The sequence below is a fragment of the Enterobacter sp. MGH 38 genome (assembly GCF_000492855.1).
Classification (GTDB): Bacteria; Pseudomonadota; Gammaproteobacteria; order Enterobacterales; family Enterobacteriaceae; genus Enterobacter; species Enterobacter hormaechei_C.
Window position 1 is genome coordinate 1,781,822 of record NZ_KI535608.1, and the last position, 19,552, is coordinate 1,801,373.

General features: G+C 53.9%; 18 protein-coding genes and 1 pseudogene. 8 read left to right on the forward strand and 11 right to left on the reverse strand.

Annotated elements, in window-relative coordinates; all coding sequences use genetic code 11:
• The first annotated feature begins 10 nt into the window (after positions 1–10).
• The 3 genes from L384_RS03095 (at position 11) to mntP (ending at position 2,343) form a co-directional block, all read left to right on the forward strand.
• The gene (locus L384_RS03095; RefSeq protein WP_023324862.1) at positions 11–862 is read left to right on the forward strand and encodes a PTS mannose transporter subunit IID; all 852 of its coding nucleotides are present in this window, start codon (positions 11–13) and stop codon (positions 860–862) included.
• Between the two features lie 54 nt (positions 863–916).
• Positions 917–1,375, forward strand: coding sequence for a DUF986 family protein (locus L384_RS03090; RefSeq protein ID WP_023324863.1), 459 nt, complete (start codon positions 917–919; stop codon positions 1,373–1,375).
• 401 nt (positions 1,376–1,776) lie between these two features.
• Positions 1,777–2,343 carry a manganese efflux pump MntP gene (gene mntP / locus L384_RS03085; RefSeq protein WP_003859911.1) on the forward strand — a complete coding sequence of 189 codons (567 nt, stop codon included), beginning with the start codon at positions 1,777–1,779 and terminating at the stop codon, positions 2,341–2,343.
• Here the strand turns inward: mntP and rlmA are convergent.
• The 6 genes and pseudogenes from rlmA to mgrB form a co-directional block, all read right to left on the reverse strand.
• Positions 2,340–3,155 (reverse strand): 23S rRNA (guanine(745)-N(1))-methyltransferase, encoded by an 816-nt coding sequence (gene rlmA, locus L384_RS03080; RefSeq protein ID WP_023324864.1) that lies wholly within the window; start codon positions 3,153–3,155, stop codon positions 2,340–2,342. The genes mntP and rlmA overlap by 4 nt on opposite strands.
• Positions 3,156–3,194: 39 nt before the next feature.
• Positions 3,195–4,940, reverse strand: a complete 1,746-nt coding sequence (gene ftsI, locus L384_RS03075) for a peptidoglycan glycosyltransferase FtsI (protein ID WP_003859909.1) — start codon at positions 4,938–4,940, stop codon at positions 3,195–3,197.
• 216 nt (positions 4,941–5,156) lie between these two features.
• Entirely contained in the window at positions 5,157–5,366 is a 210-nt protein-coding gene (cspE, locus tag L384_RS03070; protein WP_001062678.1) for a transcription antiterminator/RNA stability regulator CspE, read from the reverse strand.
• 12 nt (positions 5,367–5,378) lie between these two features.
• Positions 5,379–5,523, reverse strand: a pseudogene (locus tag L384_RS0121370) (DUF2627 domain-containing protein).
• A 668-nt stretch (positions 5,524–6,191) separates the two neighbouring features.
• Entirely contained in the window at positions 6,192–6,479 is a 288-nt protein-coding gene (locus L384_RS03065) for a YebO family protein (protein ID WP_003859907.1), read from the reverse strand.
• Positions 6,480–6,553: 74 nt separating this feature from the next.
• Positions 6,554–6,697: a PhoP/PhoQ regulatory lipoprotein MgrB gene (mgrB, locus tag L384_RS0121375; RefSeq protein WP_003859906.1), complete on the reverse strand. Its 144-nt coding sequence runs from the start codon at positions 6,695–6,697 to the stop codon at positions 6,554–6,556.
• A 160-nt stretch (positions 6,698–6,857) separates the two neighbouring features.
• Between mgrB and L384_RS03060 the strand changes: the two genes are divergently transcribed.
• Positions 6,858–7,097 carry a YobH family protein gene (locus tag L384_RS03060; protein WP_003859905.1) on the forward strand — a complete coding sequence of 80 codons (240 nt, stop codon included), beginning with the start codon at positions 6,858–6,860 and terminating at the stop codon, positions 7,095–7,097.
• Between the two features lie 62 nt (positions 7,098–7,159).
• On the opposite strand, the gene kdgR is transcribed toward L384_RS03060, so the two are convergent.
• Positions 7,160–7,951, reverse strand: a complete 792-nt coding sequence (kdgR, locus tag L384_RS03055; RefSeq protein ID WP_003859903.1) for a DNA-binding transcriptional regulator KdgR — start codon at positions 7,949–7,951, stop codon at positions 7,160–7,162.
• Between the two features lie 178 nt (positions 7,952–8,129).
• Here kdgR and L384_RS03050 point away from each other — a divergent pair, with 178 nt between their 5' ends.
• On the forward strand, positions 8,130–9,503 hold the full coding sequence (locus tag L384_RS03050; RefSeq protein ID WP_023314330.1) for an MFS transporter: 1,374 nt from the start codon (positions 8,130–8,132) through the stop codon (positions 9,501–9,503).
• A 51-nt stretch (positions 9,504–9,554) separates the two neighbouring features.
• Here the strand turns inward: L384_RS03050 and htpX are convergent, their stop codons facing one another.
• From htpX to L384_RS03030, 4 genes are all read right to left on the reverse strand, one after another.
• Complete coding sequence (gene htpX / locus L384_RS03045) at positions 9,555–10,436, reverse strand: protease HtpX (RefSeq protein WP_003859899.1); 882 nt, start codon at positions 10,434–10,436, stop codon at positions 9,555–9,557.
• A gap of 193 nt (positions 10,437–10,629) precedes the next feature.
• Positions 10,630–12,678 (reverse strand): carboxy terminal-processing peptidase, encoded by a 2,049-nt coding sequence (gene prc / locus L384_RS03040; RefSeq protein ID WP_003859896.1) that lies wholly within the window; start codon positions 12,676–12,678, stop codon positions 10,630–10,632.
• 19 nt (positions 12,679–12,697) lie between these two features.
• A complete protein-coding gene (gene proQ, locus L384_RS03035; RefSeq protein WP_003859895.1) occupies positions 12,698–13,384 on the reverse strand; it encodes an RNA chaperone ProQ in 687 nt (228 codons plus the stop codon).
• A gap of 96 nt (positions 13,385–13,480) precedes the next feature.
• Positions 13,481–13,978 carry a GAF domain-containing protein gene (locus L384_RS03030; RefSeq protein WP_006811006.1) on the reverse strand — a complete coding sequence of 166 codons (498 nt, stop codon included), beginning with the start codon at positions 13,976–13,978 and terminating at the stop codon, positions 13,481–13,483.
• Positions 13,979–14,110: 132 nt separating this feature from the next.
• On the opposite strand from L384_RS03030, the gene yebS reads away from it, so the two are divergent.
• The 3 genes from yebS to rsmF are packed head-to-tail and all read left to right on the forward strand — an operon-like array spanning position 14,111 to position 19,516.
• Positions 14,111–15,394: a membrane integrity lipid transport subunit YebS gene (gene yebS / locus L384_RS03025; protein WP_003859890.1), complete on the forward strand. Its 1,284-nt coding sequence runs from the start codon at positions 14,111–14,113 to the stop codon at positions 15,392–15,394.
• On the forward strand, positions 15,363–17,996 hold the full coding sequence (locus tag L384_RS03020; protein WP_003859888.1) for a PqiB family protein: 2,634 nt from the start codon (positions 15,363–15,365) through the stop codon (positions 17,994–17,996). Before yebS ends, L384_RS03020 begins: the two co-directional genes overlap by 32 nt.
• 56 nt (positions 17,997–18,052) lie before the next feature.
• Positions 18,053–19,516, forward strand: coding sequence for a 16S rRNA (cytosine(1407)-C(5))-methyltransferase RsmF (gene rsmF, locus L384_RS03015; RefSeq protein ID WP_023314333.1), 1,464 nt, complete (start codon positions 18,053–18,055; stop codon positions 19,514–19,516).
• Positions 19,517–19,552 lie beyond the last annotated feature (36 nt).

Genomic DNA, 19,552 nt, shown 5'->3' on the forward strand with positions numbered 1-19,552 from the left:
GGTGAGCGAAATGGTTGATATGACAAAAACTACCACTGAGAAAAAACTCACTCCGAGTGATATTCGTGGCGTGTTCATCCGTTCTAACCTGTTTCAGGGTTCATGGAACTTCGAACGTATGCAGGCGCTCGGCTTCTGCTTCTCCATGGTGCCGGCCATCAAACGCCTGTATCCGGAAAACAACGAAGCACGCCGTCAGGCAATTAAGCGTCATCTGGAATTCTTCAACACCCATCCTTATGTTGCGGCGCCGGTTCTGGGCGTGACGCTGGCGATGGAAGAGCAGCGTGCGAACGGGGCTGAAATCGACGATGGTGCCATCAACGGTATCAAAGTTGGTCTGATGGGGCCGCTGGCAGGCGTGGGCGACCCGATTTTCTGGGGTACCGTGCGTCCGGTCTTTGCGGCGCTGGGCGCCGGGATCGCCATGAGCGGCAGCCTGCTCGGTCCTCTGCTGTTCTTCATCCTGTTCAACGCGGTGCGTCTGCTGACCCGTTACTACGGCGTGGCGTACGGCTATCGTAAAGGTGTGGATATCGTTAAGGATATGGGCGGCGGCTTCCTGCAAAAACTGACTGAGGGGGCGTCAATTCTCGGCCTGTTTGTAATGGGGGCGCTGGTTAACAAGTGGACGCACGTAAACATCCCGCTGGTGGTATCAACGATCACCGGTCAGGATGGTCAGACGCGCGTTACCACCGTGCAGACCATTCTGGACCAGCTGATGCCGGGCCTGGTACCGCTGCTGTTAACCTTCGCCTGTATGTGGCTGCTGCGTAAGAAAGTGAACCCGCTTTGGATCATCGTTGGCTTCTTCGTCATCGGTATCGCGGGCTACGCTGTCGGCCTGCTGGGTCTGTAATAAAATGCGTTACTGATCGGGGGCTTGCCCCCGGTCTTTTTATCTGGAGGATGAATGACTGTCACGGACACCGTACTGGTTTTATTTATTGTTGCCCTTCTGGCTTACGCGATCTATGACGAGTTTATTATGCCTCGCCGCCACGGCGAGACGCTGCTGACCCTTCCCCTCTTACGCCGTGGACGCATTGATGCGTTTATCTTCGCCGGTCTGGTAGTCATCCTCATTTACAATAATGTGACCAGCCACGGCGCAATATTAACCACATGGTTATTATGTGCGCTGGCATTAATGGCGATTTACCTGTTCTGGAGCCGCTCGCCAAAACTCATTTTTAAAAAACACGGATTCTTCTTCGCCAATGTCTGGATAGAATATAACCGTATTAAAGAGATGAATTTATCCGAAGACGGGGTTCTGGTGATGCAATTAGAACAACGCCGCCTGCTCATCCGGGTCAGAAATATTGATGACCTGGAAAAGATATACAAATTACTTGTTAAAACTCAATGATTTATCATTATAGCATCGGCTATATATTGCATTATTCTTGAACCAGCAATATAGCCGGTGCTATATCTCCTCTGTTAATTGACTTATATTTATTAACGATATTTTCACGCATAAATCTAAATGAAAATCGTTATCAACATAGTGGCTATATAAAGCCATCTTCGTTGTTGTTTTATATTCTCAAAATATGTTAAGGTTGCGCCCGTCGTTGGGGAGTAGCCGATTTCCTGCCTGCGGGAAATGTACGTGTCAACATACTCGTTGAAAAACGTGGCGCGTACGGATCGTTTTTAAGCACAATTACTGTGCCAGAAGCGATCAGGCGAGACCATAGATACATCAACTGCTGTTTACTGGGGGCAGTGATGTGTCATATGGATATCCCCGGTCTGGACGCTCTTATGAATATCTCCGCTACGATCCTTCTGGCTTTTGGCATGTCCATGGACGCATTTGCCGCCTCTATCGGCAAAGGTGCCACTCTCCATAAACCTAAATTTTCCGAAGCCCTGCGTACCGGTCTCATCTTTGGCGCTATCGAAACGCTGACGCCGCTTATCGGCTGGGGACTGGGGATGCTCGCCAGCCAGTTTGTGCTGGAGTGGAATCACTGGATTGCTTTCGTGCTGCTGGTGTTCCTCGGCGGACGTATGGTGATTGAAGGTTTTCGTGGCAACGGCGATGAAGATGATGCGCCGCTGCAACGCCACGGCTTCTGGCTTCTGGTGACAACCGCCATCGCAACCAGCCTGGATGCAATGGCCGTGGGTGTCGGTCTGGCGTTTTTGCAGGTCAATATTATCGCCACCGCGCTGGCGATTGGCTGCGCCACGCTGATCATGTCAACGCTGGGGATGATGGTGGGTCGGTTCATTGGCCCGCTGTTAGGCAAACGCGCCGAAATTCTGGGCGGTATCGTGTTGATCGGGATTGGTGCCCAAATCCTTTGGGCACACTTCGCGGGTTAACCTTCGCGCTGCCAGCAATGGATGCTGAAATCCGTCTGGCAGCGAAATTCTGTCTGCGCTGCCAGCGTTTCCCACACCTCTGGTTTTGCCCGCCACGCAAACGGCGTCATTTGCAGTAACGCCACCGCTTCACTTCCCTGCAACATCATTTCATACGCTACCGACTGCGCCTGCTTTAACGCAAAGCCTGCCAGCTGTTCAGAGTGAGGCGCATGCAGGTGAACTTCATCATAGATCAGCCCTTTTAGCTCCAGCAGATGACGCGGCCCTGGCGTGACGGTGATAACCCAGCCACCGGGCTTAACGACGCGCGCCAGCTCCTCAGCCTTGCACGGCGCATAGATACGCACCACGGCGTCCATACTCTCTTGCTCAAACGGCAGGCGGTGGCTGGAGGCCACGCAGAACGTTACCGCTGAGTAGCGTTTGGCTGCCGCACGGATAGCCACTTTAGATACGTCCAGCCCGTACGTTTCGGCGCCCTTCTCAGCCGCCACGTCAGCAAACGTGGCGGTGTAGTAACCTTCGCCGCAGCCGATATCCAGCATGGCGGATGCGCCTTCTGTCAGATATTCACGGAGTAAGGCGACAACGGCATCCCTGAGCGGTTGATAATGCCCGGCATCGAGAAACGCCCGGCGCGCCTGCATCATCTCCGCGCTGTCACCCGGGTCCCGGGAGCGCTTGTGCTGTACCGGCAGAAGATTTACATAGCCCTCTTTCGCCCGGTCAAACTGATGTCCCTGTGGACAGATAAACGTTTTCTCCGCGCGCGTCAGCGGCGCGTGGCAAAGGGGACAACTGAAAGACATGACAGCTCCAGGGCGTAAACCAAAAGGCGAAGTGTACCGCTATTCGCCAGGGTTATAAACGGCTGGGTGATGCATCACGATCAGATGGTCAGAATCTGCCGGCAGCCCGTCAGGCTTTACGTTTTCCAGACGCAGAACGTTCCCCATAATTTCGCTGAAAACGGGCGCGGAAACGGCCCCGCCGTAATAGGCACCGTTTTGCGGATCGTTAATCACCACCACCAGCGCAAAACGGGGATCGCTGGCAGGCGCAACGCCTGCGGTATAGGCGACGTATTTATCCACATACTTACCGTGTTCATCGATTTTTTTGGCCGTCCCGGTTTTTATCGCCACGCGATAGTTACGCACCGCCGCTTTGATTCCACCACCGCCGGGTAATGCGACGCTCTCCATCATGTGCTCCACCTCGTGAACAATTTCCTCGGGCATCACCCGCTTGCCAATCACCGGCGGATCGATTCGGGTGATGGACAGAGGCCGTTCAATGCCATAGCTGCCGATGGTGGCATACACATGCGCCAGCTGGAGGGGGGTTACCATCAGGCCATATCCAAAGGCAAAGGTCGCCCGGTCTAACTGGCTCCAGAATTTCCGCTGCGGCAGTAAACCTGCGCTTTCTCCCGTTAAGCCAAGCCCGGTACTCTCGCCAAAGCCAAAGTGTTTATAGGTATCCAGTAACCGTTGCACAGGCATCGCCAGCGAAAGACGGGACACGCCCGTGTCACTGGATTTTTGCAGGATGCCGGTCATCGTCAGCTCGGGATAGTAGCCCACATCGCGGATACGATGGCCATCAATGGTGTAGGGATGCGTGTCTATGACGCTGTCAGGCTGTACCAGCCCCTGCTGTAGCGCCGTCATCAGCACCAGAGGCTTAACGGTCGAGCCAGGTTCAAAGGTGTCGCTGATCGCGCGATTGCGAAAATCATCCAGCGTTGCCCCTTCCCGGTTGTTGGGGTTGAAGTCGGGGAAGCTCGCCATTGCCAGAATTTCGCCCGTCTGGATATTAATTAGCACCGACGCGCCTGACTCAGCTTTGTTCCACGCCACGGCATTATCCAGCGCGTCTTCGGTGATAGTTTGCAGGCGTTCATCGATACTAAGCTGGATATTATGTGCAGGTACGGGAGCCACCTCCGTGAGGTTCTCCACCACATGTCCGTAGCGATCTTTCCTGACCAGCCGCACGCCTGCCTTCCCGGTAAGCTGCGTGTTGAAGCTTTTCTCGACACCCTCAATGCCCTGACCATCAATATTGGTGAAGCCAATCAGGTTCGCCGCCACGTGCCCGGCAGGATAAAAGCGGCGGGACTCATCGCGAAGGTTGATACCCGGAAGACGCAGCTTATCGATCCACTTTGCCTGGGAGGGATCAACCTGACGGGCAAGGTAAATAAATCGCCCGTGCGGGTTACTGTTGATTCGCGATGCGAGCGTGCTCAGAGAAAGGTGTAAGGCATTTGCCAGGGCCTGCCAGCGCGAATCATAACCGATCCCCCCTTTTTCCAGCACTGTTTTGGGATCGGCCCAGACGGCCTGGACAGGTACGCTCACCGCAAGGGGTCGTCCTTCACGGTCCACAATCATCCCCCGCGGGGCGTCTATCGCCACTTCGCGCAGGGAGCGCATATCCTCCTGCTTAACCAGATTATCCGGTTTGATAATTTGCAGCCACGCCACGCGGCCCAGCAGAAACGCAAGACTACAAAAGATAGCGAGACACAGAAGTGCAAAACGTGCCGGAGTAAAGTTTCCGGTGGTCGTTATTGTCTTTTTTTTCACCTTAACCCCAGGGCTGTTGATCAACGCCCTGATTTAACGGGAAAAGCGGATAAGAAGGCGGGAAAACAATGCTAATAATCTCGCGGGTTTGCAACAAGATAATAACAGCGGAGGATTACGTAATATTTTGAAAAATAAGCGAATAAAAAAGCCCCGCATCGGCGAGGCTTATGTCTGGGATCGAAGCGCTGAGCGCTTCAGTCAGCAGTGATTCGATCAGATAGCAGTTACGTTAACCGCAGCTGGGCCTTTCTGGCCATCCTGAATTTCGAACTCAACGTTCTGGCCTTCAGCCAGAGTTTTGAAGCCGTTACCCTGGATTGCAGAGAAGTGTACGAACACATCTTTGCTGCCGTCAGCAGGAGTAATGAAACCAAAACCTTTAGACTCGTTGAACCACTTAACTTGACCTTTAATCTTTGCCATTTGCAAAATTCCTTAGAGTGTTTTCTTAGCCCGCAGGCTTTGACTTAGATAAAACTGAGACATTACTGCTTGAGGCACTAATATAAGGTTCGGCAGAGAAGCGGTATTCAACGACAACGTGTTTACTCAGGACTTCTTTACTGAAAATGCCACACATAAACAGAACTGTACCTCGTTTGACCCAAAACGTGTTATCACACACAACGTTTAATATGGCAAGCCATTTTTAAACATGTCTCGATCCGCCGCACAAATTCAGGTGTTACTCCATAACAATCTGCACAGTTATGCGAATTGTCAAATGAAGCGCTACCTGACCTCACTGCCCGCAGGGTGCGTTGACGCGCCCTGTAATCAAAGACTTTTTAAACATAGCTCAATCATTTCAAAGCGTCCATCCCAATCCCTGATTTTCTTTAAAAGAATGACTGAGTTAGAACATTTTGTGAAAAGTTATGCTGAAAACATTGCAACGCACCGACATGTGTCAGGGAATATACGATGTTAATTACATTTTGCTAATTGTATTAAAATCCACCATTTAATTAGCGTTATTCTGCACCAAAATAATGAAATTTTTATGACTCTGCCTCAAAACAAGGCAAGCAAAACGTTTCGATAAAAATAAAACACTTCGGGAAAGATAAAACACACAATTTATTCAACGAAACGGTAATTATCGAATAAGGATAAATATTCACCAGTTTTCAGTATGCTGAACCAATAGTTAACTGCTGCTTAATTATATGTTGGGATGTTGTGGATCACATTTGATAAGGGAGGGGATTTACGCCGTACGTCAGGCCACCTCCCTTTCCGGGCAAACTATCGTTCGGCTACCAGGCGAATGAAGTCTTCCTCGTCCTGTTGTTGAGCAACAGCGTCCTTAGGTACCGCTTTCTCCTCCGGCTCGTTGGCTTCGCACAGACGACGCAGCAACGCATTCTGCCGTTTCTGCTGATCGAGCAATGCTTCCAGCAGTTCAATCTGCTCGTTTGTGCGGGAGCTGGCGCGGTTAACGAAGAACCACAGTACCAGCCCAACGACCAGCACCACCAAAGACATTACCAGGGATGCAATGCTCAGCAGCCCCGAATTCAGTAACTCACCCATTTCACCACCTCAGTAAAAACAGTCATTTTACCACTGCCGCCACGTAAGGACATCACTCAGCGTAAAAATGGCCTCTACCAGGGGATAAACTTATTGATTGAACAAATGCCGCTAAAGAATTGTACATCCTGATCGCACATCACATTGATAGTCTGCGTCCACAGCACCACACAAGCTATCAACACTATAATCAGAATTACCCAGCGTATTTTTTTCACTCCACACTCCGTCTTATGACCTGATGCAGCCAGGTTATCACGGTTATCTTAAACAGGGGCTAACTGTACCTTCAACAGACGCTTTTCGGAATCGTGCACTTGTTTCACTGCGTAAACCCGTTACGCTTACTCCATGACAACAAAGAAAAAAGAGGCAACGATGCGTTTACTTATTCGTACAGTAATTGTACTGGCCATTGTGTGGATCGGCCTGTTATTAAGTGGGTACGGCGTATTAATGGGAAGCAAAGAAAATGCCGCGGGTCTGGGTATCCAGTGTAAATATCTTACCGCCCGGGGGGTAAGCACGGCGCAGTACATCCATTCCGACAGCGGGATCATCGGGTTAACCAACTGTCCTGTGCTGCGTAAATCATCTGATGTGATTGATAACGGTTAATCAGCGTTGAATTTCGCTTACAAGAACGCCGCACTGTTGCGGCGTTTTATTGAAAGCGTCGATCAGAACGGATAATCGTTATAGCCCATCTGCTCTGAAATTTTGCGCGCTGCGGTATGCAGGATCGCCACATATTCATGAAGACGCTCTTCAGAGAAACGCAGCGTTGGGAACGAAATGCTCAGGCCCGCAATGACAACGCCGAAGCGGTCAAATACCGGCACACCGATGCAACGCAGCCCCTCTTCCTGCTCTTCGTTATCTTCCCCGTAACCCTGCTCACGCACATTATCCAGCACGCTCAGCAGTTCATCCGTACTGGTAATGGTGCGGTCGGTGCTGCGTTTGTACTCCACCCCGTCAAGGATCTGCTTCACCTCTTCGCGATCGCGCCAGGCCAGCAGTACTTTACCAATTGCGGTGCTGTAGAGCGGGTTACGACGACCGATGCGTGAATACATGCGCAGGTTGTACATGGAGTCAATTTTGTGGATGTAAACAATGCTGTCTTCATCCAGCGCACCGAGGTGAATTGTCTCTTTCGTCAGTCGTGAAAGTTCACGCATCTGAATGTCAGCGCTGCGGATCAGATCCACGTTTTGCAAAGCGCGGGCGCCCAGTTCAAACAGTTTCAGCGTCAGAGAATATTTTTCTGATTCTCCTTCCTGCGCGACATAACCCAATGATTTCATCGTCTGCAAAAAGCGATAAACGGTGCTTTTCGACATCATCACACGCTGCGACAACTCTGTAATACCAATTTCACGCTCTTCTCCGAGCGCCTGCAAGATGCCAAACACCTTCAGCACGGAAGAAACAGAATCTGGCTGCTTATCCAAATCTGCGATTGCCATTTATCACCTCATGGAGAGTGTTTTATAAAAATCAGAACCGGTTTTTATTATAAATTCGTGTGATGCGTGCTGCAATCTATCTGGGTTTACTTCGTTACAAATCTGCGACATAAAACCGAAATAACGATGCTAAAATAGTTACTCTGAAAATAATTTCACGCTGAGTCATTCTTTTCCCATGCAAAAAAACGTTTCTGATGGCCTGCCCTTACCGCAGAGGTACGGGGCAATTGCCACTATTGTCATCGGTATTTCGATGGCTGTCCTTGACGGTGCGATTGCCAACGTTGCTCTTCCTACCATTGCAAAAGACCTTAATGCTTCTCCCGCAAGCTCCATCTGGATTGTGAACGCGTACCAGATAGCAATTGTGATTTCCCTCCTGTCACTCTCTTTCCTGGGCGATATGTTTGGCTATCGCCGGGTTTACCAGTGCGGGCTGGTGGTCTTTACCCTCACCTCGCTCTTCTGTGCCCTTTCCGATTCACTGCACACCCTCACCCTGGCGCGTATCGCGCAGGGCTTTGGCGGCGCGGCGCTAATGAGCGTGAACACGGCCCTCATACGGCTTATCTATCCTCACCGCCACCTGGGGCGCGGCATGGGCATTAATTCCTTTATTGTGGCCGTGTCGTCCGCTGCCGGGCCGACGATTGCCGCCGCCATTCTGTCCGTTGCCTCGTGGCAGTGGCTGTTTGCCATTAATGTGCCGCTGGGTATTGTGGCGATCTTCTTCGCCCTGCGCTATCTTCCGGAAAATGGTCCGAAAAACACCATGCCGCGTTTTGACCTGCCCAGCGCCGTGATGAACGCGCTGACCTTTGGCCTGCTGATTACCGCGCTGAGCGGATTTGCTCAGGGGCAGTCTCTGTCGCTCATTGCCGCAGAAATCGTTGCCATGCTTATCATCGGATTTTTCTTCGTACGACGTCAGCTGGCGCTGCCCGTGCCGTTACTGCCGGTGGATTTGCTGCGTATTCCGCTGTTTTCGCTATCCATTTGTACCTCCATTTGCTCATTCTGCGCACAGATGCTGGCGCTGGTTGCGCTGCCGTTCTTTTTGCAGAGCGTGATTGGCCGTTCGGAAGTGGAAACAGGCTTGCTGCTCACGCCCTGGCCTCTGGCAACCATGGTGATGGCCCCGCTGGCCGGTTACCTTATTGAGCGCGTTCATGCCGGGCTTCTGGGGGCGATTGGGCTGGTTGTCATGGCGGTGGGACTGTTTGCACTGGCGCTCCTGCCCGCCTCGCCAGGGGATCTGGATATTATCTGGCGCATGATCCTGTGCGGGGCCGGTTTTGGTCTGTTCCAGTCCCCTAATAACCACACGATTATCACCTCTGCCCCACGTCATCGCAGCGGTGGCGCCAGCGGGATGCTGGGCACGGCAAGACTGTTAGGGCAAAGCACCGGGGCCGCACTGGTAGCCTTGATGTTTAACCTGGCCGGGCAGAATGCGACACACGTTGCGCTGATTACCGCAGGGACACTGGCGACCCTCGCGGCTGTCATTAGCGGTCTTCGTGTCACCCAGCCAAAGGCGCAGGCATAAAAAAACCGGGCGGAGAAGGACTCCTGCCCGGTTGTTTTCAACCCGATTACGTTACTTCAGATATTCGCCGCTACGCAGCGCTTCAATACGTTTATCCAGCGGCGGGTGAGACATAAACAGCTCGCTCAGCGACTTTGACTTGCCGTTGATGCAGAAGGCCATCATGCTGTTTGCTTCCTGCGGCTCGTAGCTGGTTTTAAGACGTTGCAGCGCAGCAATCATCTTTTCACGACCCACCAGTTTCGCGGAACCGGCATCCGCATGGAACTCACGATGACGGGAGAACCACATGGTAATAATGCTTGCCAGGATACCGAACACCAGCTCCAGCACCATTGAAACAGCAAAATAGATCAGCGGGTTGCCGTTGCTCTCTTCACCCTCATCACGGTTGCCACCCATAAACCCGGCAGCAATCTGCGCCAGAATACGGGAAATAAAGATAACGAAGGTGTTCACCACGCCCTGGATCAGGGTCATGGTGACCATATCGCCGTTGGCGATGTGGCTGATCTCGTGAGCAATAACCGCTTCCGCTTCGTCACGGCTCATGTTTTGCAGCAGACCGGTGCTGACGGCCACCAGGGACGCGTCACGACGCGCACCGGTAGCAAACGCGTTGATATCCGGCGCGTGGTAGATGGCTACCTGCGGCATGGCAATGCCCGCCTGCTTTGACTGCTGAGCAACCGTGCTCATCAGCCACTGCTCCATATCGTTACGCGGTTGCTCAATAACTTCACCGCCCACGGATTTCAGTGCCATCCACTTCGACATTAGCAGTGAAATGAAAGAGCCACCGAAACCAAACAGCAGCGCCATAATCAACAGACCCTGAACGCTGCTCGACTGAATTCCCGTCAGGCTTAGCACCAGCCCGAATACCACCATCACCGCCAGGTTGGTGAGCAGGAAGAGCGCGATTCGCATCATAATATTCTTTTAACCTCAGTTTAACAAAACGCACTATGCGATTACCCACATCGTATGGGTATTACGGCTATTTTCAAGCATCCAGACGGCGTAAGTCACCAGAAAGACACAACTTTACACAATTGGAAATCTGCCTGACGGAAGGATGAGGAACAAAAAGAAACAGGCACAATTGCTTGTGCCTGTTGGGGGATTATTTTGTCGGAGCAGGTTGCACAGCAGGTTTCTCTTTTTCCAGCTTCGCGAGATCAAGCGCGATATGCACCGTCTCGTCCAGATACGGATCGGGCTCCTGGTAATCCTTAGGCAGATCGTCCAGTTTTTTGAGCAGAGGCTTGCCTTCACGTTTGAAGCGATCGTTGATACGCGCCAGACGTGTCGCGTCATCTTCATTGTTCTCTTTCTCACGCTGAGCGTAGTTCAGAGACACAATGTTCCGTTTTGCTTTCAGGGCGTTGAAACGCGCGATGTCCTTCATGATGTACTGGAATTCCGGATCCTTCCCGATGCGATCGTTGTGATTTTTCAGCAGTTCCGGTCCGAACTGTTTCATATCACCCGATTTCACGAATGTCGCGGCATCAATGCTATCCCACGGCAGCGCGTTATCTTCAAACTTCTCGCCCGTTTCCGTCTCTTCGGTACCTGTCGGCATCATAATATCCGGCGTCACGCCTTTGCGCTGCGTGCTGCCGCCGTTGACGCGGTAAAACTTCTGAATGGTGTACTGTACTGAGCCCAGCGCCGGCCATTCAGGGCGCAGCATCTGGTCGTAAATACGGTTCAGAGAGCGGTACTGCTGAACGGTGCCCTTGCCAAACGTCGGTTCGCCGACGATTAACGCCCGGCCGTAATCCTGCATGGCAGCAGCGAAGATTTCCGATGCAGAGGCGCTGAAGCGATCGACAAGCACCACCAGCGGCCCCTTATAGTAGACCACACCATCGGTATCCGCATCTTCACGCACTTTACCGTTGTTATCGCGCACCTGTACCACCGGGCCAGACGGGATAAACAGCCCGGAAAGCGAGACGGCCTCGGTCAATGCCCCGCCGCCGTTGCTGCGCAGGTCAATGATCACGCTGCTGACATTCTGCTTTTCAAGCTTCTGAAGCTGCACTTTCACATCATCGGTCAGGCCGACGTAGAAACCAGGGATATCCAGAACGCCAACCTTCTCTTTACCCACGGTTTTCACCGACATTTTCACCGCGCGATCTTCCAGACGGATACGCTCACGGGTCAGAGTAACGATACGGGTTTTGGTCCCCTTACCGGCTGGCAGGATCTCCAGGCGAACTTTGCTGCCCTTCGGCCCTTTGATCAGCGCAACTACGTCATCAAGACGCCAGCCAATCACGTCCACCATGCTCTTTCCGGTTTGGCCCACACCGACAATACGGTCGCCTACGCTGATCGCTTTGCTTTTCGATGCAGGGCCACCGGCCACCATGGAGTTGATTACGGTGTAGTCATCGTCCATCTGAAGCACAGCACCGATACCTTCCAGAGACAGGCTCATTTCGGTATTGAACTGTTCGGTGTTACGTGGAGAGAGATAATTAGTGTGCGGATCAATTTCGTGCGCAAACGCGGTCATCGCCAGCGAGAAAACATCTTCACTGTTGGTCTGCGCCAGACGGCGAATAGCGAACTTGTAGCGACGGTTTAACGTCTCACGGATCTCTTTCTCGTCTTTGCCTGTGAGCTTGAGGCTCAGTTCGTCATATTTGACTTTTCCATCCCACAGCGCATTCAGTTCAGCCTCGTCTTTCGGCCATGGCGCTTTGCTGCGGTCCAGATTAAAGGTGTCGTTGCCGGTGAAGTCCATAGGACGTTCCAGCACTTTCAGCGCGTATTGATAACGCTCAAAACGGCGCTTTTGCGATAAGTTGTACAGATCGTAGAACAGATCGAGTTTTCCGGAGCGCAGCTCATCACCCACTTCGGATTTGCGTTTAGCGAACTGTTCGACATCGCTGGCCAGCAGTACGTTATGGCTGTAATCCAGCAAGTTCAGATAACGGTCAAAGATTTTGGCCGAAAAGGCCTGATCGAGATCGAACTGACGATAGTGCGAACGAGTAAAGCGCGACGTCACGCGCTCACTCACCGTCGCGTGCTGAGTCTCTTCCTTGAGAACCGGAATTTGATCAACACGCGTAATATCGTCCACAGCGAAAGCGTGGCCTGTTATAGCAAACAGGCCAGCCAGCGCGGTGAGCTTAAAAAAAGTGTTCATGCCAGGCTCGGCCTCCGTTTCAGAACAACAAGTGTTCTGCGCGTACAATCATTGACATACCAGAAGTCAGCTGTACACGAACGCCATCTTTGGTGATTTCCAGTACGGTGGCGTCCATCGCGTTGTTACCCGCTTTCACCTTCAGAGACTGACCTACGCTCAGCGCATTGATGTCAGAAACCGGGGTGTGGCGCGGCTCTTCGCGCGGCGCACGTGGGGCTTTAGCTGCTGGTTTGTCAGCACGCGGTTTGCGATCGTTATTTTCAGTACGACGCGGTGCCGGGCGCGGTTTACGCTCGCGACGAGGGGCGTCTTCCTGACCGTTTGCCGCTGCGGCTTCGCGTTTTTTCGCCTGCTGTTCCGCACGCTGTGCCTGCACGCGAGCTTTGGCTTCTTCAAGCTGCTTACGCGCATGTTCTACGTGCTGCTCGTCCAGCTCACCGCACGGGTTGCCGTCAAGGTCGACACGGGTCGCACCCGGCTTGATACCGTACAGGTAACGCCAGCTCGAGGTATAAAGGCGCAAGGCAGAACGAAGCTGCGTTTTGCTGAGGTTCATCTCCCCCTCAACGCGCGCGACCAAATCCTGAAAGATACCGACTTTCAGAGGACGCGCTTCACCTTCAGCGCTGAAGCACTGCGGGAAACGCTCGGCCAGAAATGCGATAACTTCTTTACTGCTATTCAACTTAGGTTGATTTTCCATGAAATTTCCTGATTACAACGGACGTTGCCAACAAGCGCAGGCATGAACAGGCGACATTATAATGACGCTATCAGTAAATGCTACGTTATCCGTTGATTATCCTGCGACGCTCGCAAAGAATTTATGATAATCGGTCTCTGCCAGAACATTTTCCAGGTTTGCGGCCAGCGCGCGCAGCCCCTGCTCATCCTCGGCAGTAAAGCGACTGAAGACCGTGCTGTCGATATCCAGAACGCCAATAATCTGATTTTTAACCACCAGCGGCAGTACGATTTCAGAATTGCTGCTGGCATCGCAGGCGATGTGGCCGTCAAACGCATGAACATCTTCGACACGCTGAACCTGACGGGTCGCCACTGCGGTACCGCACACGCCGCGACCTACCGGGATACGCACGCAGGCGAGTTTACCCTGGAAAGGCCCCAGTACCAGCGTGTCGCCTTCCAGCAGATAAAAGCCCGCCCAGTTCACGTCAGAAAGGCGTTCGAACAGTAACGCACTGGTATTTGCCAGAGTGGCTAAGAAACTGGTTTCCCCTGCCATTAATGCCTTAAAATCGCGATTCAGATCCGCGTAGAATTCTGTTTTGTTCATTATTCAATCACTTAGTTATCTTACATAGTTACCGCATAGCCTATTAAAATAAGCATTAAATGCGCTCATGCTCAAGATGAATCCGTTCATGAGTTATTATAACTTTCAACAATACTAATCTGTGTGCGACTGATGGCCCTAAAAACACCCCAAATTACGCCGACACGAAAGATCGTTGTCCGTACGGTAAGCCAGGCTCTGCCCCGTGCACATTATCAGCGTTGTCCCCAGTGCGATACGCTTTTTATGTTGCCGAAGATGAAATCGCACCAAAGTGCTTTTTGTCCATGCTGCGATGCCAAAATTCGCGATGGCCGGGACTGGTCATTGACGCGTCTGGCGGCAATGGCGGTCACCATGCTGCTGCTGATGCCCTTCGCCTGGACCGAGCCGCTGTTAAAGCTCTACCTGCTTGGCGTGCGTATTGACGCTAACGTGTTGCAGGGGATCTGGCAGATGACGCGCCAGGGCGATCCGCTTACGGCCGCCATGGTGCTGTTCTGCGTCGTCGGCGCGCCGTTGGTGCTGGTCGCGGCAATTGCCTACCTGTGGTTTGGCAACATACTGGGGATGAACCTGCGCCCCGTCCTGCTCATGCTGGAAAAGCTCAAGGAGTGGGTGATGCTGGACATCTATCTGGTGGGCGTCGGCGTGGCGTCTATCAAGGTGCAGGATTATGCATTTTTACAACCTGGCATTGGCCTTTTTGCGTTTATTTCACTGGTCCTGCTGAGTATTCTGACCCTGATTCATCTCAATGTTGAACAGCTTTGGGAGCGATTTTACCCGCAGCGTCCCGCGACCCGGCCTGATGACAACCTGCGCGTCTGCCTGGGGTGCCATTACACCGGTTTTCCGGATAAACGCGGGAGATGTCCGCGCTGCCACATTCCGTTAAGATTGCGACGCAACAACAGCCTGCAAAAATGCTGGGCGGCGCTTATCGCCTCCCTGGTATTTTTGTTCCCGGCCAACATGCTGCCGATCTCCGTAATTTATGTGAACGGCGCCCGTCAGGAAGATACTATCCTTTCAGGGATTATCTCTCTGGCGCACAGTAACGTGGGGGTCGCCGCCATTGTTTTCATCGCCAGTATTCTGGTGCCCTTTACCAAAGTGGTGGTGATGTTTACGCTGCTTATCAGCATTCACTTTAAATGCGAACAAGGACTACGCACCCGCATCCTGCTTCTGCGATTCGTGACCTGGATTGGTCGCTGGTCGATGTTGGATCTGTTCGTGATTTCGCTGATGATGTCGCTCATCAATCGCGATCAGTTACTTGCTTTTACCATGGGACCCGCAGCTTTTTATTTCGGCTCTGCGGTGATATTGACTATTCTTGCAGTGGAATGGCTGGACAGCCGCTTACTTTGGGACGCACATGAGTCAGGAAACGCCCGCTTCGCCGACTGAAGCGAGAATTAAAACAAAACGCCGCATTTCGCCATTCTGGTTGCTACCTGTCATCGCGCTGATGATCGCAGGCTGGCTTATCTGGACGAGCTATGAAGATCGCGGAAGTACCATCACGATTGATTTCCAGTCTGCGGACGGCATTGTCGCCGGACGTACCCCCGTTCGCTTCCAGGGGGTGGAAGTGGGTACCGTGCAGGATATTTCCCTCGGCAAAGGGCTGAACAAAATTCAGGTCCGGGCGAGCATTAAGTCTGATATGCAGGATGCCCTGCGCGCCGAAACGCAGTTCTGGCTGGTCACGCCTAAAGCCTCCCTGGCCGGCGTTTCCGGGCTGGATGCGCTTGTGGGCGGTAACTATATCGGCATGATGCCCGGCAAAGGCGAGCCACAGGATCACTTTGTTGCGCTGGATACCCAGCCGAAATATCGGCTGAATAACGGCGATTTGATGATCCACCTCCGCGCGCCGGATTTGGGCTCGCTGAACAGTGGTTCTCTGGTCTATTTCCGCAAAATTCCGGTTGGTCGCGTTTACGACTACGCCATTAACCCGAACAAAGATGGCGTGACCATTGATGTACTCATCGAGCGCCGTTTTACCAACCTGGTGAAAAAAGGCAGCCGCTTCTGGAACGTCTCCGGCGTCGATGCCGACCTGAGCTTAAGCGGTGCGAAAGTGAAGCTTGAGAGCCTGGCGGCGCTGGTGAATGGCGCTATCGCCTTCGACTCACCTGCTGACTCCAGCCCTGCCGCCGCAGAAGATACCTTTGGCCTGTACGCCGACCTGGCGCACAGCCAGCGCGGTGTCATCGTCAAGCTGACCCTGCCGGATGCCAAAGGCCTGAAAGCCGGTTCGACCCCGTTGATGTACCAGGGTTTAGAGGTCGGGCAACTGACAAAATTAACCCTCAATGCGGGCGGCTCCGTTACCGGCGAAATGACGGTGGATCCGAGCGTGGTGGATCTCCTGCGGGAAAAAACGCGCATTGAACTGCGTAATCCGAAGCTCTCCCTCAGCGACGCCAGCATCAGTTCCCTGCTGACGGGAAGCACCTTTGAGCTGATCCCCGGTGAAGGCGCGCCGAACAAAAACTTTGTTATCGCCCCGGCGGATAAAGCCCTGCTGCAAAAACCGGGCGTGTTGACGGTTACGCTGAATGCGCCGGAAAGCTACGGTATCGAAGCCGGGCAACCGCTGATCCTGCACGGTGTGCAGGTGGGCCAGGTCCTCGAACGTAAGCTGACAGAAAAAGGGGTCTCCTTCTCCGCCGCCATCGATCCGCAGTACAGCAATCTGGTTCACGGCGACAGTAAATTTGTGGTTAACAGCCGGGTCGACGTGAAGGTGGGTCTGGACGGCGTTGAGTTCCTCGGCGCCAGCGCCAGCGAGTGGGTTAACGGCGGGATCCGCATTCTGCCGGGCAGCAAAGGTGCGCTGCGCGAGAGTTATCCGCTGTTCGCCAATCTGGACAAAGCCATTGAAAACAGCCTTGGCGACCTGCCGACCACCACGCTGACCTTAAGCGCTGAAACGCTGCCGGACGTCCAGGCAGGCTCCGTCGTGCTTTATCGTAAGTTTGAAGTCGGGGAAGTGATCACCGTTCGTCCTCGTGCGGACGCGTTTGATATCGAACTGCATATCAAGCCGGAGTACCGCAAGCTGCTCACGCCAAACAGCGTGTTCTGGGCTGAAGGCGGCGCGAAAGTGCAGCTCAACGGCAGCGGGCTGACCGTACAGGCGTCTCCCCTCTCCCGTGCCCTGCGCGGTGCGATCAGCTTCGATAACCTGAGCGGCGCGGGCGGCAACATGCGTAAAGGTGACAAGCGGATCCTCTTCCCGTCCGAAACCGCGGCGCGTGCGGTCGGGGGGCAGATTACCCTGCACACCTTTGATGCCGGTAAACTGGCTGAAGGCATGCCCATCCGCTATCTCGGCATTGATATCGGGCAGGTCCAGAAGCTGACGCTGATCACCGCGCGCAACGAAGTTCAGGCGACCGCCGTGCTTTATCCGGAATATGTGCAGACGTTCGCCCGGGCAGGCTCGCGCTTCTCGGTGGTTACGCCGCAAATTTCTGCCGCAGGGGTTGAGCATCTCGACACCATACTTCAGCCGTACATAAACGTTGAACCGGGTCGCGGCAACGCGCGTCGTGAATTTGAGTTGCAGGAGGCAACCATCACCGACTCCCGTTATCTGGACGGTCTGAGCATTGTGGTTGAAGTGCCGGAAGCCGGTTCGCTGGGCATCGGTACGCCGGTCCTGTTCCGCGGCATTGAAGTGGGGACAGTAACAAGCCTGACGCTGGGTAATCTGTCCGATCGCGTGATGGTCGGCCTGCGCATCAGCCAGCGTTATCAGCATCTGGTTCGCAACAACTCGGTGTTCTGGCTCGCTTCAGGCTACTCGCTGGACTTCGGCCTGACCGGTGGCGTGGTCAAAACGGGGACCTTTAATCAGTTCATTCGCGGCGGCATTGCCTTCGCGACGCCGCCTGGCACGCCTCTGGCGCCTAAGGCGCAGGCAGGTAAACACTTCCTGCTGCTGGAAAGTGAACCGAAAGAGTGGCGCGAATGGGGAACGGCGCTGCCGCGTTAATCTCGCAGGCTCCGGTGTCAACGCGCCGGAGCCTTTATGTTACACTGCGCACCTGAATGTTTCCCTGTGGTGTGCCCGTGGCTCAAAACTCCGTATTTCTTCCCGAACAATTCCTCGCACAGATGCGCGAGGCGCTTCCAGCTCATCTCTCTTTCGACGATTTCGTCGCCGCATGCCAGCGCCCTTTGCGCCGGAGTATTCGCGTCAATACGCTGAAAATCAGCGTCGGGGCGTTTCTGGATCTCGTCTCCCCCTACGGCTGGCAATTAACGCCAGTGCCGTGGTGTGAAGAGGGTTTCTGGATCGAACGGGATGACGAGGAGAGCCTGCCGCTCGGCAGCACCGCCGAGCACCTGAGCGGGCTGTTTTATATTCAGGAAGCCAGCTCCATGCTGCCGGTTGCTGCGCTGTTTGCCGACGGGAACCAGCCTGAGCGGGTTATGGATGTCGCGGCGGCGCCGGGCTCTAAAACCACGCAGATTGCCGCCCGGATGAACAACCGCGGCGCGATCCTCGCCAACGAATTTTCCGCCAGCCGCGTTAAAGTCCTGCATGCCAATATCAGCCGCTGCGGGATCCACAACGTCGCGTTAACGCACTTCGACGGTCGCGTGTTTGGCGCTGCCCTGCCGGAAGCCTTTGATGCCATCCTGCTCGACGCGCCCTGCTCCGGCGAAGGCGTGGTGCGAAAAGATCCTGATGCGTTAAAAAACTGGTCCGTTGAAAGCAACCTGGAGATCGCCGCCACGCAGCGCGAACTGATCGACAGCGCGTTTCATGCCCTGCGCCCAGGCGGGACGCTGGTTTACTCTACCTGCACGCTGAATCGCGATGAAAACGAGGACGTCTGCCTGTGGCTCAAGCAACGCTATGTGGATGCCGTCGAGTTTCTGCCGCTGGACACCCTCTTCGACTCGGCCAGCCATGCGGCCACGCCTGAAGGCTTCCTGCATGTCTTCCCGCAGATTTACGATTGCGAAGGCTTCTTTGTTGCCCGTCTGCGTAAAACCCGCGCCGTCGATCCCTTGCCTGCCCCTAAGTTTAAGGTCGGCAACTTCCCGTTCGCGCCGGTCAAAGGCCGTGAGGCGGCACAGGCGCAAGCGGCTGCGAGCAAAGTCGGCCTGCACTGGGATGAGAGCCTGCGCCTCTGGATGCGTGACAAAGAGCTGTGGCTGTTCCCGGTCAACATCGAACCGCTGATTGGTAAGGTGCGTTTCTCCCGCCTCGGTATTCGCCTGGCGGAGATCCACAACAAAGGCTATCGCTGGCAGCACGAAGCGGTCATTGCGCTGGCCGGCAGTGAGAACACCTTTGCCCTGACGCATCAGGAAGCGGAAGAGTGGTATCGCGGTCGTGACGTTTACCCGGAAGACGGCCCGTCACAGGATGAAGTCATCGTGACGTATCAGGGCTATCCGCTGGGGCTGGCGAAAAAAGTCGGCTCGCGGCTGAAAAACAGCTATCCGCGCGAACTGGTACGCGATGGCCGCCTGTTTACCGGTAACAACCGCAGCGCCTGAAAAAAAACGCATTTTTTTACTGGCGATTTCGCTCTC

Bases quoted from the DNA above. Each gene is read 5' to 3' on its own strand.
- kdgR (WP_003859903.1), bottom strand. From the start codon at position 7,951: ATGGCAATCGCAGATTTGGATAAGCAGCCAGATTCTGTTTCTTCCGTG.
- L384_RS03065 (WP_003859907.1), bottom strand. From the start codon at position 6,479: ATGGGTGAGTTACTGAATTCGGGGCTGCTGAGCATTGCATCCCTGGTA.
- L384_RS03095 (WP_023324862.1), top strand. From the start codon at position 11: ATGGTTGATATGACAAAAACTACCACTGAGAAAAAACTCACTCCGAGT.
- prc (WP_003859896.1), bottom strand. From the start codon at position 12,678: ATGAACACTTTTTTTAAGCTCACCGCGCTGGCTGGCCTGTTTGCTATA.
- L384_RS03060 (WP_003859905.1), top strand. From the start codon at position 6,858: ATGCGTTTACTTATTCGTACAGTAATTGTACTGGCCATTGTGTGGATC.
- yebS (WP_003859890.1), top strand. From the start codon at position 14,111: ATGGCCCTAAAAACACCCCAAATTACGCCGACACGAAAGATCGTTGTC.
- L384_RS03090 (WP_023324863.1), top strand. From the start codon at position 917: ATGACTGTCACGGACACCGTACTGGTTTTATTTATTGTTGCCCTTCTG.
- L384_RS03030 (WP_006811006.1), bottom strand. From the start codon at position 13,978: ATGAACAAAACAGAATTCTACGCGGATCTGAATCGCGATTTTAAGGCA.
- proQ (WP_003859895.1), bottom strand. From the start codon at position 13,384: ATGGAAAATCAACCTAAGTTGAATAGCAGTAAAGAAGTTATCGCATTT.
- rsmF (WP_023314333.1), top strand. From the start codon at position 18,053: ATGTTTCCCTGTGGTGTGCCCGTGGCTCAAAACTCCGTATTTCTTCCC.
- L384_RS03050 (WP_023314330.1), top strand. From the start codon at position 8,130: ATGCAAAAAAACGTTTCTGATGGCCTGCCCTTACCGCAGAGGTACGGG.
- htpX (WP_003859899.1), bottom strand. From the start codon at position 10,436: ATGATGCGAATCGCGCTCTTCCTGCTCACCAACCTGGCGGTGATGGTG.
- mntP (WP_003859911.1), top strand. From the start codon at position 1,777: ATGAATATCTCCGCTACGATCCTTCTGGCTTTTGGCATGTCCATGGAC.
- cspE (WP_001062678.1), bottom strand. From the start codon at position 5,366: ATGGCAAAGATTAAAGGTCAAGTTAAGTGGTTCAACGAGTCTAAAGGT.
- L384_RS03020 (WP_003859888.1), top strand. From the start codon at position 15,363: ATGAGTCAGGAAACGCCCGCTTCGCCGACTGAAGCGAGAATTAAAACA.
- rlmA (WP_023324864.1), bottom strand. From the start codon at position 3,155: ATGTCTTTCAGTTGTCCCCTTTGCCACGCGCCGCTGACGCGCGCGGAG.